This is a genomic window from Shewanella sp. Isolate13 (assembly GCF_022398325.1).
Taxonomy (GTDB): Bacteria; Pseudomonadota; Gammaproteobacteria; order Enterobacterales; family Shewanellaceae; genus Shewanella.
Genome location: NZ_JAKEVD010000017.1, coordinates 1 through 14,740 on the forward strand (window position 1 = coordinate 1; position 14,740 = coordinate 14,740).

Here is a 14,740-nt window from a genome sequence, read left to right on the forward strand (position 1 = left end):
AGGCAGGCATTACTCACCCGTCCGCCGCTCGTCACCTCAGGAGCAAGCTCCCTTGTGTTACCGCTCGACTTGCATGTGTTAGGCCTGCCGCCAGCGTTCAATCTGAGCCATGATCAAACTCTTCAATTAAAGTTTTTTTGTTCGACTACGTCGAACGGCTCAATGAATTCTGTATTTTTTGCTTTCACTTTTTAAAAAAGTGAAGACAAAAGTCATATTGCTATGAACACTCATTCATTAAGTAAATTTTTGACTGCTTCACTCTTTACTAGAAAGAAGTAAGACAGTTTCGAATAACTTAATCTCTGTGAGTGTCCACACAGATTTGCTTGTCATATTGTTAAAGAGCGTGAAGTCGCCTTTCAGACTTCGCCTTAGACGCTTAGGTCGTTTGGCTGAGGAGGCGTATTCTACACCCTCCAGTGTCGGCGTCAAGCGCTTATTTTAAGAAGTTTTTCAAGCGGTGATTTCTTAATCAGAAGTCGCTACCCGAAGCTCTTAAAGCGGTTGTCACCTGAGGTTAATTTCCGTAGAAGTTAATCTCTCTAACTCTGCTGCAAGTCCCGCCCTATCTAGCTTAACGCTGGGTAGGTGGCCTGCTGTGCCGTGTCAGTGGATGCGCATTATAGGGAGATTTAAGATGAGCGCAAGGGGCTTTTTCAATAAAATCTAAATAACTTAACTAAACGAACATTAATGAGCCACTATGCGGTTTAATCCAGCAAAAGCACTTAGTTCAACATAGATGTGAGCCTAGCTCTGCTCCTATCTAAGGGGGACTTGACAGTTTCTTGCCGCCAGTTAAGAAGCAACTCCTTTACCTTAAGGCTCTCCCTAAATCTATTGCCACCTCTTATATAGTGCTACTTATTGTATAGTTTATTGCCATATTGGCATTCTAAAGTATTCACGCTAGCATGAAGCATAAGATCTCCCCACTTTATTAGTGAAGATTCATTTTAACTATGGATAGCAAAATGACTAAAACAATAAAAATAGGTAGCACGAACCTTTCGATACCAAACTGCGCAAATACCGTGGCTAGCGCACTTCTGGCTATTGCGCTCTCATCCTCACCTGTCCTAGCCAATGTTATCTACACCTGGGTCGATGACAAAGGTGTTACCCACTATAGTCAACAGCCACCTGAAAATACTCAAGAACGAAGCAATCCAGATAAACTCTATAGTGAAGATATCGAGCCCAAGCAGATAGGCACAGTAGCGCCATCCGCATCGGTAGCAGATAAGGCTCCAACAGATTTAGAGAAGAAAGCTGCAGCCATTACCCAGAACGATAAGAAACAAGCGGAAGGGATCTGTAAGAACGCTCAACATAGCCTTAATGTGCTTACAACTCACAGTAAATTAAATAAGAAAGATGCAGAGTCAGGTAAGGTTGTTGCGATGACGGAAGAGCAGAGACAAGCAGCAATCGCCGAGCATAAGCAGAAGATTAAACTCTTTTGCGTAAAATAGAGTTCATTGACGCCTCATCGGCTCTCGAATTTTACCGAAGAAAACAGACTCGATTGAGTCTGTTTTCTTACCGAGTCACGCTACTTATTCGCTTTTAAGTTATACATAGAGCGAGGCACTCCATCTTCACACGCTTTAAGGCCAGCATCCCAACCTGAGTCGAAGCGATCTATTCCATCAAGTGCGGTATCTTTCTTTATCGAGTCATATAATTCAGTTTGTTGCTGCTTCATCACATAGGCATTCTTGCAGCCGCGGTAATAACCATAATGATAGAGACTCTCATATTCCTTATTACCTTCGCCAATATATGGCGCGGACGTTTGCTCTTTCTCATAATTAGAACTTGTACAGCCAATCACGCTTAAGGAAGCTAATGCGATAAGGGCTAATTGTTTTTTCATGATGCTCTGCTCCGTGTCCATATCAAGTGTCAAAATAGCTTATTCAACGTTAACGTTGAGTATTGTCCATTACTCAAATATTACCAACTCAACTAAATAACCAAACGGTAAAAGTTAGCTATTGAAAGTAAATAGATTTAGGTTAATTAATCGCCACCTACCCCGAATATACATTATCAACGATGTGTTATGGTTAATTTTTCAAACAAAAAAGGCTTCAACCTAAGTTGAAGCCTTCCACTAAACAGCTAATGCTTAGGTTCTAACTTATTGTGCAAAGACCAAGGCATCATCAGCAACCGAAACCTTAATATCCTTACCCGGCAAGAGTTCACCGCTGAGGATCTGCTGCGCCAATGGGTTTTCAACCTCTTGCTGCAACGCTCTCTTAAGCGGTCTTGCACCATAGATAGGATCAAACCCCGCTCGTGCAATCAGTGATAGTGCCTCATCAGTCATCTCTAGTCCGTAGTCTTTCTCGGCAAGACGCTTCTTAAGCCCTTCAATCTGAATCGCGGCAATATGGGCTATGTTTTGCTCATCCAATGGATGGAACACAACAGCCTCATCGATACGGTTCAAAAACTCTGGCCTGAAGTTTTGCGTCACTACCTGCATCACATCTGACTTCATCTCATCATAGGACTGAGTACCGAAACCGAGCTGAATAAGATCAGAACCTAGATTCGAAGTCATTATCACAACGGTGTTTCTGAAATCTACCGTACGCCCCTGACCATCGGTAAGGCGACCATCATCTAATACCTGTAGCAAGATATTAAATACATCAGGGTGTGCCTTCTCGACCTCATCAAGCAAGATCACCGAATAGGGCTTACGTCGCACGGCTTCAGTTAAGTAACCTCCCTCTTCATAGCCCACATATCCTGGAGGGGCACCGACTAGGCGCGATACCGAATGCTTCTCCATAAATTCAGACATGTCGATTCGCACTAATGCAGACTCGGTATCGAACAGGAACTTGGCTAGTGACTTACACAGCTCAGTCTTACCCACACCAGTTGGGCCTAAGAACAGGAACGAACCAATTGGGCGATTAGGATCGGCTAAACCTGCGCGACTACGACGAATAGCATTGGAAACCGAATCGACCGCTTCATTTTGGCCAATCACCCGCTCATGCAGCGCATCTTCCATCTTAAGCAATTTGTCGCGCTCACCTTCAAGCATCTTAGACACAGGAATACCTGTGGCCTTAGATAGCACTTCGGCAATCTCGACATCGGTGACCTTATTACGCAATAGCGTCATATCTTGCATCTCTGCTTGCGAAGCAAGATCAAGCTGCTTTTCTAGCTCTGGAATACGCCCATACTGCAGCTCCGACATACGAGTTAAGTCACCTGCACGCTTAGCCACCTCCATATCCATTCTAGCTTGCTCAAGATCAGCCTTAATATGCTGAGTTCCCGCTAATGCCGCCTTCTCGGTATGCCAAATCTCATTTAGCTCTGCCGCTTTTGCCTCGATATCTTTCAGCTCACTGCGCAACACTTCTAAACGGCGTAAACTCGCTTCATCTTCCTCTTTGCTTACCGCCTGCTCTTCCAGTTTTAACTGAATTGCACGCCGCTCTAATCTGTCTAAAGATTCTGGCTTAGAGTCAATCTGAATACGGATACTCGATGCCGCCTCATCAATCAGGTCTATCGCCTTATCAGGCAATTTACGATCTGAGATATAGCGGTGCGACATGCTCGCCGCCGCCACGATAGCAGGATCGGTAATTTCAACGTGATGGTGTAACTCATAACGCTCTTTAAGACCACGCAAGATCGCGATAGTGTCTTCAACACTTGGCTCGTCAACCAAGACTTTCTGGAAACGACGCTCAAGAGCTGCATCTTTCTCAATGTACTGACGATACTCATCCAGTGTTGTGGCACCTACGCAGTGTAAGTCACCACGAGCCAGAGCAGGTTTAAGCATATTACCTGCATCCATCGCCCCATCAGACTTACCCGCACCGACCATGGTATGCAGCTCGTCAATAAAGAGGATCACTTGTCCCTCTTCTTGAGAAAGCTCATTGAGCACAGCTTTTAAACGTTCCTCAAATTCACCACGGTATTTAGCACCAGCCACTAACGCGCCCATGTCTAATGACAAAACACGCTTATTCTTAATGCCCTCAGGAACCTCATTGTTAATGATCCGCTGAGCGAGTCCTTCAACAATTGCCGTTTTACCCACGCCAGGCTCACCAATCAGCACAGGGTTATTCTTACTACGACGCTGCAGCACTTGGATAGTACGGCGAATTTCATCGTCACGACCAATAACCGGGTCTAACTTACCCTGCTCCGCTCGTTCGGTAAGATCGACGGTAAACTTCTTCAGCGCTTGGCGTTGATCTTCAGCATTAGGGTCATCAACGTTTTGGCCATTGCGGATCTGCTCAATGGTCGACTCCATTAACTCTTTTGTCGCACCAGACTGCTTCAGCGCTTGCGCTAAAGCATCATTGCCCTCGAGTGCCGCTAATACAAACAGTTCGCTAGAGATAAATTTGTCTTTGCGCTTCTGCGCTAGCTTGTCGCATAAATTAAGCAGGCGAATTAATGCTTGGGATAGCTGCACATCGCCGCCCGTCCCTTCGACTTGCGGTCTTTGCTCTAAATCTTGACTCAATAAAGAGCGCAGGGTACTCACTTGGATCCCCGCTTGAGTCAGTAGAGGGTGAATTGAACCACCATCTTGATTTAGCAGTGCCATCATCAGGTGTGACGGTTCGATAAATTGATGATCTCGGCCTAGTGCCAATGACTGAGCATCCGAGATAGCAATCTGGAATTTATTGGTCATACGATCGAGTCGCATAAATCCTCCGATAACTCATTAAAATTAGTCAATAAAAGGCAATGAACATTGCATATCAGCTTCGAGAAACCGAATTGGATAGCATTAATACCGTACATATAAACGATATAAATCCATTCGCACTTCTATTCACATAAGAAAAGATGACTCTGCTATGGGTACAGAATCTTTGTTACTTAAAAGATGGGGGCTATTTGAACAAAATCAAGTCAACGCTAAGTAATAAAGTTAGCGATTAAGCCAAATAAATGATGCCATACGGCCGGTAATGCCATCGCGGCGATAGGAAAAGAAGTTGCTTTCATCAGAAACGGTGCAGCGTTGATCTTTAAAAACACGCTTTACCCCTAACAAAGCCAATCTAAATTCTGCAAGACCTTGAATATCAGCTAGGAACTTAGCCTGACCATTAGCATCTGTATGCGGCGTAAAAAATTTCGCGACTTGTGGATGCTTGGCCTCAAACTGGGCCTTAACCTCAGCGCCTACTTCGAATTTGCTTGGCCCAATCGCTGGTCCTAAATAAGCCACCAACTCAGTTGGCTGATGAGTAAACTTATCGATAGCCGCTTCAATAATCCCATCGCATAATCCGCGCCAGCCGGCATGTACAGCTGCGACTTCGGTACCATTTTCATCGCACAATAACACTGGCAAGCAATCGGCCGTCATTACCACACACACTTGATCTGAACGACGAGTATAACTGCCATCGGCATGGTGAACACGGGAGTTGTCCGCATCGATGACATCGATACTGTGAATTTGTTCAAGCCAAGCAGGGGTTGCAGGAAGAGAGAGCTGCTGCTCAATAAGCTGACGGTTAGCTAATACCTTTTGCGGGTCATCGCCAACATGCAGCCCGAGATTAAGGCTAGCAAAAGGTGGCAAGCTGCAGCCACCTTCTCGAGTAGAAAAAGCCAAGTTTACCCCTGGTGGGATAAACCAAGCTGAATTTTCTATTTTCGTCGTCATTAGTAGCTTGACGGATTTTCTTCAGTGTCTTTACGTAGCGCTTTAGTCAGCTTCACCATATCCTCAGGGATTGGCGCTTGCCAGCTCATGATTTCGCAGGTAAATGGGTGCGCTAGCTCAAGTCTTACCGCGTGCAGTGCTTGACGCTTAAAGCCCATGTAAGTCTCGAAGAAATCCGGTGCAGCACCTTTTGGTGGACGTGGGCGACCCGCATAAACAGGATCACCAACCAATACATGACCAATGTGTGCCATATGTACACGAATTTGGTGAGTACGACCCGACTCTAGACGCAGTCTTAGACGTGTATGCGCTCTAAACTTTTCCGCTACGCGGTAGTGAGTCATCGCTGGCTTACCATTATGAACTACTGCCATATGGGTACGCTTAGTCGGGTGACGATCGATTGGCTCATCGACTGTACCACCAGCAATAATAGTACCTGTGACAATCGCTTCATATTCACGGGTAATATCACGCGCCTGTAGCGCTGCCACTAAGTGGGTTTGCGCTTCAACGGTTTTAGCCACCACCATCAAACCTGTGGTGTCTTTATCCAGACGGTGCACAATACCAGCACGTGGCACCAACTCAATACCAGGGCAATGATGCAACAATGCATTCATCAAGGTACCGCTTTGGTTACCCGCACCAGGATGAACCACTAAACCCGCTTGCTTGTTGATCACCAAAATATGGTCATCTTCATAGACGATATCTAGATCAATCGCTTCGGCTTCGGCTTTAGTTTCTTCTTCCAGTGTGGCGTTTACGGTTACATCCTGACCTTCTAGCACCTTAGTTCTAGGCTTGTCAGAAACCTCGCCATCAATAAAGACTGAACCTGATAAAATCCACTCTTTAATACGTGTGCGCGAGTAATCCGGGAACAATTCGGCCAGAGTCTGGTCCAATCTTTGCCCGGTTTGTGTTGCTGTGATCTCGCTTTTTAGATTAATCTCTTGTGTCATATGAACCGTACCCACTTTTCTGGGTCCAAAAATGTTTACTATCTGTTACAATCGGATTGTTTCTATTTTATCGTGAAATGGAAAAATTCTTAACAATAACTTTAAAAGAATCGAATTCAAGTATGCATAAAATTGCCAAAAGTGTCGCTGTAGTCCTTATCACACTTGCAGCTACGGCCTGTAGTAGTAAACAGGGCGAAGACCCTGCGATGACAAAGAGCTCTCCAGAAGTGCTCTATTCTCAAGCAAGAACCTCTATGGAACTAGGTAATTACAGCAAAGCTGTCCGCTCTCTAGAAGCCTTGGACTCGCGCTTCCCTTTTGGTCCGCACAAGACTCAGGTTCAACTTGATCTTATTTATGCCTATTACAAACTTGACGATCCAGCGTCAGGTATTGCGAATATCGATCGCTTTATTCGCTTAAACCCAACTCATAAAGATATTGATTATGTTTATTACATGCGCGGCCTAGTCAATATGCAGTCTGATCGATACCTGTTTCACGATATGCTAAATATCGATCGTTCTGACCGCGATCCAAAGGCTGCGCAAGATGCATTCAAAGATTTCGATAGACTAATTAAGTCTTATCCAAACAGTAAGTATGCAGCAGATGCACAAAAACGCATGCAGCACCTAAAAAATAGACTGGCACTTTACTCGATCAAGGTAGCTGAATACTACATAAAAATGAATGCATGGAGCGCTGCAGCAATCCGCGCCCAGTCAGTTTTAGAGACCTACCCAGGTACACCATCAACTGAAAAAGCATTAGAGATCATGTCTACAGCCTATGGCGAACTTGGCCAAGAAAAGCTTAAAGATCATGTACTCATGGTGATGAAGGCCAATTATCCTGATAATAAATTAGTGGCTAAATAACCCGTTAGCTCAGCATATTTGACAATAAATAAAGGCCTCTTTCAGAGGCCTTTATTTTTTGCTCGATTTTCCACACTCTCTAAACTAATTAGTCCTCGTTAAGGTTTTTCACTAATAAACTGCAGACTAAAATTAATACCAAAGCTGCTTCCTCGCGATAAACTTACCAGTCACGATTAAGCCCTTCTCTATCCGTGACGCTTATCGGCTTACAGCTTAGGTATAACCCAGCGCCGATAAAGTACCGGCAACATCAACACATCAAAACCCCAAGCAAATACCACGACTAAGCATGAGAGTAGGCTCAGCTGAGCAATAGGCGTAAACGCAGACAATAAACCAACGGAAAATCCCAGTGCAATGGTCAGTGTGGTAAAGCTAATGACCGGCAACACCGTGTGCAGGCTCTGCCACATAGACGTCACGGTTAATGCTTTGCTATCAGGCAGCTTTAACATCAAATGCAGCGTATCATCGACAATAATCCCTAGCATCATGCCAAGTACCACCGCCGTGCCCAAACTAATAAAGCCGCCATTGAGCTGCCAAAGGGCAAATACCCAAAGCAAAGGCAGGAAGTTAAGTAATAGCCCCATCAAACCAAACAACGCTGAACGCTTAAGTAAACTCAATAGAATCGCCAAAGCCATCAATGCCACTGCAAATGACAGCAGCATATTATTGGCATTATCGACACTTAGATGAGCGAACATTAAATTACTGGCAACTGGGGGGCTTACCTTAACAACACCGGAATGCTCTGAGAGCCAGGTATCGACCCTCTGTTCAAAGCTAATCAACTCCATAGCCGTCATTGGTTGCAAGTATAAGGTTACCAGACTCGACTGCTTATCTGCCGACAGCTCACTGGAAAGTCCGAGCTCTGCCGCCGAGTTATTCGCCAAGATCTGTTTAAACTGATTCTGTCCAATGCCCGCACTCTTAATCCAGTCGCCAATATGCTGCACCTTAATGACTTCAGGTTGGCGTTTTAAGAAACGACTGAATTTATAGATGAAGCTTATCTCGGTCTTAGCAAGCTGCTCATCACTCGCTGAAGTCACCACATAATGCTGCAGGTTGATGCCACTGAAGTATTGAGTCATTTTCTGACTAGAGAGGACAAAAGGATTTGTGGGTTCAAAGTAACTTAATGGATCGTCATTTAGGGTCAACTTTGACACGCTGAGCAGCGCCAGAGCACTTATCAAAACGATTCCCGTCATCACTGCCAACGGACGCTTGGCATTGAGCTTCGCAATATGAATGACAGCCGAAAAGTCTAGCCCCTTACTCGATGAGACTTTGGAGTAACGAGCAAAATAGATAAGACTAGTGAGAGTTAGCAGGTAATTGCAAAGCACCGCAAAGCCCACCAGCAAACCAAAACTTTGAATCGGGGGAGATGGACTGAGCATCAATAGGCTAAAGCCAAATATTGTGGTGACGCTAGAGTAAAACAGTGGTCCCTGATTAATCTTTACCGTATGCCTTAGTGCCTGCTCATTTGTTTGACCACGACTAATCTCTGTTCGCCAACCAAAATACAGGTGAGATGCATAAGCAAAACCTAGGGTAACAATAATCACAGGCACAAAGGCGGTAATTGCCGCGAGCGTCAATTTTAGCCAAGCCGCTACCCCTGCGGTTAAGACTAAGGTGATAATATTATTAAGACTGAGTGCAAAGACCCATAACCTCTGCCGAATAAACAACAACGCCATCAAAAAGATAATGCCTAATAACGCGGGAGCAAACCAACTTAAGTCATGAATTAGCACCTTGCCATATTGCCAATTAAGCGCATGAGTACCATTTAAATAGCTAGTAACGCCTAAAGGTTGCCAATACGCTCGAGCCTGGCTATCCACCGTTTGCAATACATCATTTAACCATAAACTCTGATTGCTAAAATCTTGCGTTCTATGGGAGCTGAGCTGTAACTGCAGCAATAGCGCCCTACCATCTTGAGACAGTACCGTGGCTAATCTTGGGTGAGTTTTATAGGTCAAAAGCTTATCTTGGTTGGCACGACCTTCAACAAACTGGTTGTAACCTTGAATACTTGCAATATCTTGGTTGGCATTAAGCTGACCGAGAAAAGTCACTAATTGCGCCTGTGAGCCCTTATCTCGCCAATCTAAATCTGTTTCTAGCAATAGCCAGAGTTGGTCATGACGCTCAAATTTGTCCATCATACGATTGAATGCTGCAAATCGTGGATCCGATGGCGCAAAATAATCATTGAAGTCCATATCCAGACTGAGTCGAGGGAGGCCCACCACACTCAACAGCAACATGGCCGAGATCAGCAAAAACAACATTATGGGATGCCTTTGAATACGCCAAATGATCCTAAGCAGATAGTCCAACCACTTACTCCTTCAATATGCGGCGAATGAATCTGAGCCTCGAACCAAGCTCCCTCGCGATATTCGACACAAGGCTCCAAGATTAAGTTATTGATTTACTATTATTGCTTACTTCTATAGCTAAATGTCTAATTATTCAACGGACAAGCAAAAAAACTCACTTATTTGCAGAAATGGGTTGACTCAAAACCGTAAAAGCCTTTTAATAGCGCCCGTTGCCCGAATAGCTCAGTCGGTAGAGCAGAGGATTGAAAATCCTCGTGTCCCTGGTTCGATTCCGGGTTCGGGCACCAATATTCAGTTTAGGTGTTGCAACAGCTAAACCAGTGACAAGGCAAATTAAGACCTTAATTCACTGAACTAAACCTCGCACTGCGAGGTTTTTTTATGCCTGAAATTTAATGCCAATCAATACGCTCCTTAGCAAACTAAAAAGCCCCGAGAAAACTCGAGGCTTGTTCTAAAGCATGGTTTTTTGAGCTAGACCTTAAACTTACTCACCGCATCTTGCAGATACTCGGCACGCTCACGGACCTCTTCGGTCGCGCTGGAGTTCTGAGTCGCAACCTCAGCAGTCTCCTGAGCGATATCACGGATCACCACCACATTTTGATTCACCTCAGCGGCCACCATACTTTGCTCTTCAATGGCAGCTGCTATTTGCGTGCTCATATCCATAATATTGGTCACGTCACCGTTGATCTGCTCCAGCAGTGTACCAGCCGATGCAGCTTGCTCAGCACTTTCGTTCCCCTGCTCACGACTAGATTGCATCAATTGAACGATTGAGTGAGTACGAGACTGCAGTGTCTGAATGATCGCAGCAATTTCTTCTGTCGATTCTTGAGTTCGCATTGCGAGGCTTCGAACCTCATCGGCAACAACGGCGAAACCTCGTCCCTGCTCCCCTGCTCGAGCCGCTTCAATCGCCGCATTTAATGCCAATAAGTTTGTCTGCTCGGCAATACCACGGATCACATCGAGTACACTGCCTATCGTTTCGCTATCTTGTTCAAGATCGGCCACCACGGCTGCAGACTCGTTGATCTGCTGGGCCAGCAACTCAATCTTTTCAATTGTCTGCTGCACACCAATCTGCCCGGTTTGAGCATTTTCGTGGGTCAGACTGGCTTTATTGGCTGCAAGCTCAGTGTTCTTAGCAATCTCATCAATGGTTGCTCCCATCTCTGTAATTGCCGTCGCCACCATATCGGTTTCATTTAGCTGATTTTCAGCACCTTGTGAAGCCCGAGCCACATTACCCGATAAGTCTTGGCAGGATTGGTTCATGGTCTCAACCGACTGCGTCACCTGGTTGATAAGCTGCTGGAAGCTTTCTACCATGCTGTTAAAGTGCTTGGCAATCTGACCAAGCTCATCATCGCTGCTGGCATCACAACGCATCGAAAGATCTTTGTTTTCCTCAATATGGCTGATCACATCGGTTATACGTTTAACCGGCTCAATGATGCTACGAATAATCATCAAGGTGGTAATCGCCAGCGCGAGAGCGATTAAGACGGCAAGCGCAAGGCCAAAAATAAATGCCGAACTCTCTTTATCGCTAATCGCCTCTATAGCTAAAGACTCAAGCTGATTAAGTGCACTATCGGTATTAGCGACCGCTTGGCGCAATAGGCCTAGCTCACCTTCAGAAATCGTGAGGCCAAGTTGCTTCTCCTTCTGTACTAAGGCTTTAAAGTCAGCGTTATATTGTTGGATATTATCCAATACCTGCAGCTTAGCCTGTCCATCTAGCTGAGACATATTCGCTATTTCGATAAACTTCTCGAGATTATTATCAAATTTAGCCACATAGCGTTCGCTACGTCTCAGCATGAAGTCTTTCTCGGCACGTCTGAGCTGCAGCATCTGCGCCATCAGTTGTGGTTCATCATATTGCTCAACCAAACTTTCAACTTGATGCACCGCGCTTCGCAAAGTGCCATATAAACCAGTTTTCGGCGTAAGACCTATCTGCTTATTTAGGCTAACCACATTGCTGAAAGCAGATTCATAACGGCCGAGCTCTTGGCTGAACTGGCTTAGGCTTGCTGTTGGAATAGAGTATTTATCGAATACTTCCGTTAACTTAACGACTCTTTCCTGAGCCTCTCGATTGTCGGAAATATGCTGCTCGACATACTTAAGATCCTTTCTTGCCAGAAAATCCTTTTCATCTTTACGTAGCATTAAAATCTCATTTTTAAGCCCCGAGATATCTTGCGATGCTTGTGCTAATTCCGTTTGCACTTGACTAAAATAAACTTGAAGACCAAACATAGCGCCTAACGCCGTGATCGACACTCCAGCACTTAACAGTAACTTGTAACGTATTAGCATTTTACATCTCTATTTATTATCAACTTGCCTCCCTTAGCTAACGCAAGCAGCGTTTGACCAAGGCTGTCACTTAACTTATCGGCCGATTATATAGTAGATTTAGCTACAAAAAAGGCCAAAAACAGCAAACTATAACTAACATTCTAATTATTAAGTTGAAATATAGTTCAACAATTAAAAGCCCATTGACTCAAACTAAACCCGTAAATAGTATAAAATATACTTAAATGGAGGTTTTCATGTTAGTCATCAATGCAGAGTCAGTTCATCAATCACTTAATTTTCCCGATCTAATCAATGCCCTAGATGAGACATTCTCTCGTCCCGCAGGCATGCCACAGCGTCAAGTCTTTAGTCTTGATGACTCAGGTGAGCATCATGATGCATTTGCGGTATTACCCTCTTGGAATGACAAGGCGATAGCCGTGAAAGCCTTTACCTACTTCCCCGGCAACCCACAAAAAGACCCACAACTTGCTAGCCTCTATTCCAAAATTCTAGTGTTTAGCCGTGAAACGGGCGAACCACAAGCGCTGGTCGATGGCACCAGCGTCACCTTTTGGCGCACAGCAGCCATCTCGGCATTAGGCAGCAGATATCTTTCCCGAGAGGACTCAAGCAAGCTGCTGGTTTGCGGCACAGGTAACTTAGCCTCCTTTATGGCACTTGCTCATGCTAGCGTGCGCCCAATCACTCTAATCAGTGTTTGGGGCCGCAGTGATGAAAAGGCGCGTAAGACGATAGAGCTTATCCGCAATAAACGCCCAGATATCGAAGTCATGCTATGCACAGATCTTGAGCAGAGCGTACGTGAGGCCGATATCATTAGCTGCGCAACAGGAAGCCCGACTCCGCTGTTTGATGGTGATTGGGTACAACCGGGCACCCATACTGACTTTGTGGGTAACCATAACCATGACAGACGTGAGTTCGACACCAAGTTGATCCGCAAGTCTTCGGTATTTGTCGATTCAAAAATCAACGTGTTTGCGGAAGCGGGTGAACTGCTCCTGCCTATTGAAGAGGGGGCCTTCTGTCTCGATCAAGTTAAGGGGGAGTTGGGCCAGCTTTGTACGGCACAAATTAAAGGCCGTACTAGCAATGATGAAATCACCATTTTCAAGACTGTCGGTACAGCATTGGCCGATCTTGTCGGCGCCCAACTGGTCTTCTCTAAGCTAAAGTAACAGCGGTTTATCCTTAAAGAAGAGGAGCTAATGAGGCTCCTCTTTTTATTACTCGTACACTTCACACCTTTATTAAACCCGCCTCCAAAATCCTCTACTCGTTTTCTGCGAGAAAAATAATTTCTATTGCATTTAAACCTTTTTATCTGTTGGCTATGTCTTATTAGTATCAGCAGCGTACAAGGAAAGTTGAGTGACGGCACAAATACGGGTAATGGAGCCAAGGCCGCTTCTAGAGCCTGAACTTATAGATAAGGCAAAGCTAGGTGATAAGTCCGCTTTTAAGCAGCTCTATCAGCTACACCACCAGCGTGTATATGCGCTTTGCCTAAGGATCACTGGCCAAGTATCACTGGCCGAGGAAGCAACCCAAGACTGCTTTGTCAGGCTTTGGCAGAAGTTGCCGCTATTTCGTGGTGAGAGTCAATTCACTACTTGGCTACACAGCCTGAGTGTCAATCAAGCCTTATCATGCCTGAAGAAGCACCGCTCATTCTGGTCACGGTTTGTTAGCAGTGATACCGATCTGCAGAGTGTCAGTGATGAATATGAAGACTTAGATAAAATTTTGCTCAAACTGCCAGAAAGAGCACGCATCGTCTTCGTCCTCCATGCGCTAGAAGGTTACAAACACGAAGAAGTCGCTCAACTAATGGGGATCGCGCCCGGTACGAGTAAGGCGCAATACCACAGGGCGCAAAAGTTACTTGAGGCACTTATAGAGCAAGGCCAAGTCGATATAGGAGGCCGCCATGAATGATACTAACGCGAAACTGACCCAGTTAATTAATCAGGCGCCGCAAGAGCTCGCGCCACAAAAAGAGCTGTGGGGTGGCATTGAACGCCAGCTAGATAAAGCAGAACTTGACCCGCCTCATCAACAGACTTCAGTGTTTAGGCGTCTCGCTGTTGCCAGCATCGTTTTGCTAGTGGGGTTATTAGGCATGAATATTTGGCAACACAATGGTGAGTTTTCAACGTTGGCCAAGCCATCGCCCCTATTAGCCACACTAACAGAGATAAAGCAGCAGCATCAGCGACAGGTCGAACTGTTAAGCCAGCAGCAACACCTTACCAACTGGCAAGCCAGCGAGTTGGGCTTGCCGCTAGACAAAGGTATCGAACAACTCAGAAAAGCCGCAGAGCAGATCTATCAAGCCCTGCAGCAAACCCCCAATGACAAGGAACTTTGGCAGCTATGGCTTTGGACTCAACAGCGAGAAATTGAGTTACTCCAACAAGGTCAGACTCTACCAGTTAACCCATTTCCCCAAGGAGCTTAAAT

General features: G+C 45.3%; 11 protein-coding genes, 1 tRNA gene and 1 rRNA gene. 6 read left to right on the forward strand and 7 right to left on the reverse strand.

Annotated features, from left to right (window positions below):
* Positions 1-129: ribosomal RNA gene (locus L1D44_RS12080) — 16S ribosomal RNA — on the reverse strand; the annotation flags it as partial.
* 848 nt (positions 130-977) lie between these two features.
* Between L1D44_RS12080 and L1D44_RS12085 the strand changes: the two genes are divergently transcribed.
* Complete coding sequence (locus tag L1D44_RS12085) at positions 978-1,478, forward strand: DUF4124 domain-containing protein (protein ID WP_239890934.1); 501 nt, start codon at positions 978-980, stop codon at positions 1,476-1,478.
* A gap of 80 nt (positions 1,479-1,558) precedes the next feature.
* Here the strand turns inward: L1D44_RS12085 and L1D44_RS12090 are convergent, their stop codons facing one another.
* From L1D44_RS12090 to rluD, 4 genes are all read right to left on the reverse strand, one after another.
* Positions 1,559-1,882 carry a hypothetical protein gene (locus L1D44_RS12090; protein ID WP_239890940.1) on the reverse strand — a complete coding sequence of 108 codons (324 nt, stop codon included), beginning with the start codon at positions 1,880-1,882 and terminating at the stop codon, positions 1,559-1,561.
* A gap of 267 nt (positions 1,883-2,149) precedes the next feature.
* Positions 2,150-4,723: an ATP-dependent chaperone ClpB gene (clpB, locus tag L1D44_RS12095; protein WP_239890942.1), complete on the reverse strand. Its 2,574-nt coding sequence runs from the start codon at positions 4,721-4,723 to the stop codon at positions 2,150-2,152.
* A gap of 228 nt (positions 4,724-4,951) precedes the next feature.
* Entirely contained in the window at positions 4,952-5,698 is a 747-nt protein-coding gene (pgeF, locus tag L1D44_RS12100) for a peptidoglycan editing factor PgeF (protein WP_239890949.1), read from the reverse strand.
* On the reverse strand, positions 5,698-6,669 hold the full coding sequence (gene rluD / locus L1D44_RS12105; protein WP_239890954.1) for a 23S rRNA pseudouridine(1911/1915/1917) synthase RluD: 972 nt from the start codon (positions 6,667-6,669) through the stop codon (positions 5,698-5,700). Before rluD ends, pgeF begins: the two co-directional genes overlap by 1 nt.
* Before the next feature lie 122 nt (positions 6,670-6,791).
* Here rluD and L1D44_RS12110 point away from each other — a divergent pair, with 122 nt between their 5' ends.
* Entirely contained in the window at positions 6,792-7,553 is a 762-nt protein-coding gene (locus L1D44_RS12110; RefSeq protein WP_202722506.1) for an outer membrane protein assembly factor BamD, read from the forward strand.
* Positions 7,554-7,762: 209 nt separating this feature from the next.
* Here L1D44_RS12110 and L1D44_RS12115 read toward each other — a convergent pair whose 3' ends face one another.
* Positions 7,763-9,877 carry an MMPL family transporter gene (locus tag L1D44_RS12115; RefSeq protein WP_239890956.1) on the reverse strand — a complete coding sequence of 705 codons (2,115 nt, stop codon included), beginning with the start codon at positions 9,875-9,877 and terminating at the stop codon, positions 7,763-7,765.
* Positions 9,878-10,142: 265 nt separating this feature from the next.
* Here L1D44_RS12115 and L1D44_RS12120 point away from each other — a divergent pair.
* Positions 10,143-10,218: transfer RNA gene (locus L1D44_RS12120), tRNA-Phe, on the forward strand.
* Between the two features lie 187 nt (positions 10,219-10,405).
* Here L1D44_RS12120 and L1D44_RS12125 read toward each other — a convergent pair.
* Positions 10,406-12,268 (reverse strand): methyl-accepting chemotaxis protein, encoded by a 1,863-nt coding sequence (locus L1D44_RS12125; protein WP_239890962.1) that lies wholly within the window; start codon positions 12,266-12,268, stop codon positions 10,406-10,408.
* A 239-nt stretch (positions 12,269-12,507) separates the two neighbouring features.
* On the opposite strand from L1D44_RS12125, the gene L1D44_RS12130 reads away from it, so the two are divergent.
* The 3 genes from L1D44_RS12130 to L1D44_RS12140 all read left to right on the forward strand — a co-directional run bounded on the left by L1D44_RS12130 (position 12,508) and on the right by L1D44_RS12140 (position 14,738).
* Positions 12,508-13,455, forward strand: coding sequence for an ornithine cyclodeaminase family protein (locus tag L1D44_RS12130; RefSeq protein WP_239890969.1), 948 nt, complete (start codon positions 12,508-12,510; stop codon positions 13,453-13,455).
* 214 nt (positions 13,456-13,669) lie between these two features.
* Complete coding sequence (locus L1D44_RS12135; RefSeq protein ID WP_239891072.1) at positions 13,670-14,215, forward strand: RNA polymerase sigma factor; 546 nt, start codon at positions 13,670-13,672, stop codon at positions 14,213-14,215.
* Complete coding sequence (locus L1D44_RS12140; RefSeq protein WP_239890971.1) at positions 14,208-14,738, forward strand: hypothetical protein; 531 nt, start codon at positions 14,208-14,210, stop codon at positions 14,736-14,738. Before L1D44_RS12135 ends, L1D44_RS12140 begins: the two co-directional genes overlap by 8 nt.
* Positions 14,739-14,740 lie beyond the last annotated feature (2 nt).

Excerpts from the sequence above, each read along its gene's own strand:
- pgeF (WP_239890949.1), bottom strand. The coding sequence starts at position 5,698 with ATGACGACGAAAATAGAAAATTCAGCTTGGTTTATCCCACCAGGGGTA.
- L1D44_RS12085 (WP_239890934.1), top strand. The coding sequence starts at position 978 with ATGACTAAAACAATAAAAATAGGTAGCACGAACCTTTCGATACCAAAC.
- L1D44_RS12110 (WP_202722506.1), top strand. The coding sequence starts at position 6,792 with ATGCATAAAATTGCCAAAAGTGTCGCTGTAGTCCTTATCACACTTGCA.
- L1D44_RS12140 (WP_239890971.1), top strand. The coding sequence starts at position 14,208 with ATGAATGATACTAACGCGAAACTGACCCAGTTAATTAATCAGGCGCCG.
- clpB (WP_239890942.1), bottom strand. The coding sequence starts at position 4,723 with ATGCGACTCGATCGTATGACCAATAAATTCCAGATTGCTATCTCGGAT.
- L1D44_RS12135 (WP_239891072.1), top strand. The coding sequence starts at position 13,670 with ATGGAGCCAAGGCCGCTTCTAGAGCCTGAACTTATAGATAAGGCAAAG.
- L1D44_RS12090 (WP_239890940.1), bottom strand. The coding sequence starts at position 1,882 with ATGAAAAAACAATTAGCCCTTATCGCATTAGCTTCCTTAAGCGTGATT.
- L1D44_RS12115 (WP_239890956.1), bottom strand. The coding sequence starts at position 9,877 with ATGTTGTTTTTGCTGATCTCGGCCATGTTGCTGTTGAGTGTGGTGGGC.
- L1D44_RS12130 (WP_239890969.1), top strand. The coding sequence starts at position 12,508 with ATGTTAGTCATCAATGCAGAGTCAGTTCATCAATCACTTAATTTTCCC.
- L1D44_RS12125 (WP_239890962.1), bottom strand. The coding sequence starts at position 12,268 with ATGCTAATACGTTACAAGTTACTGTTAAGTGCTGGAGTGTCGATCACG.
- rluD (WP_239890954.1), bottom strand. The coding sequence starts at position 6,669 with ATGACACAAGAGATTAATCTAAAAAGCGAGATCACAGCAACACAAACC.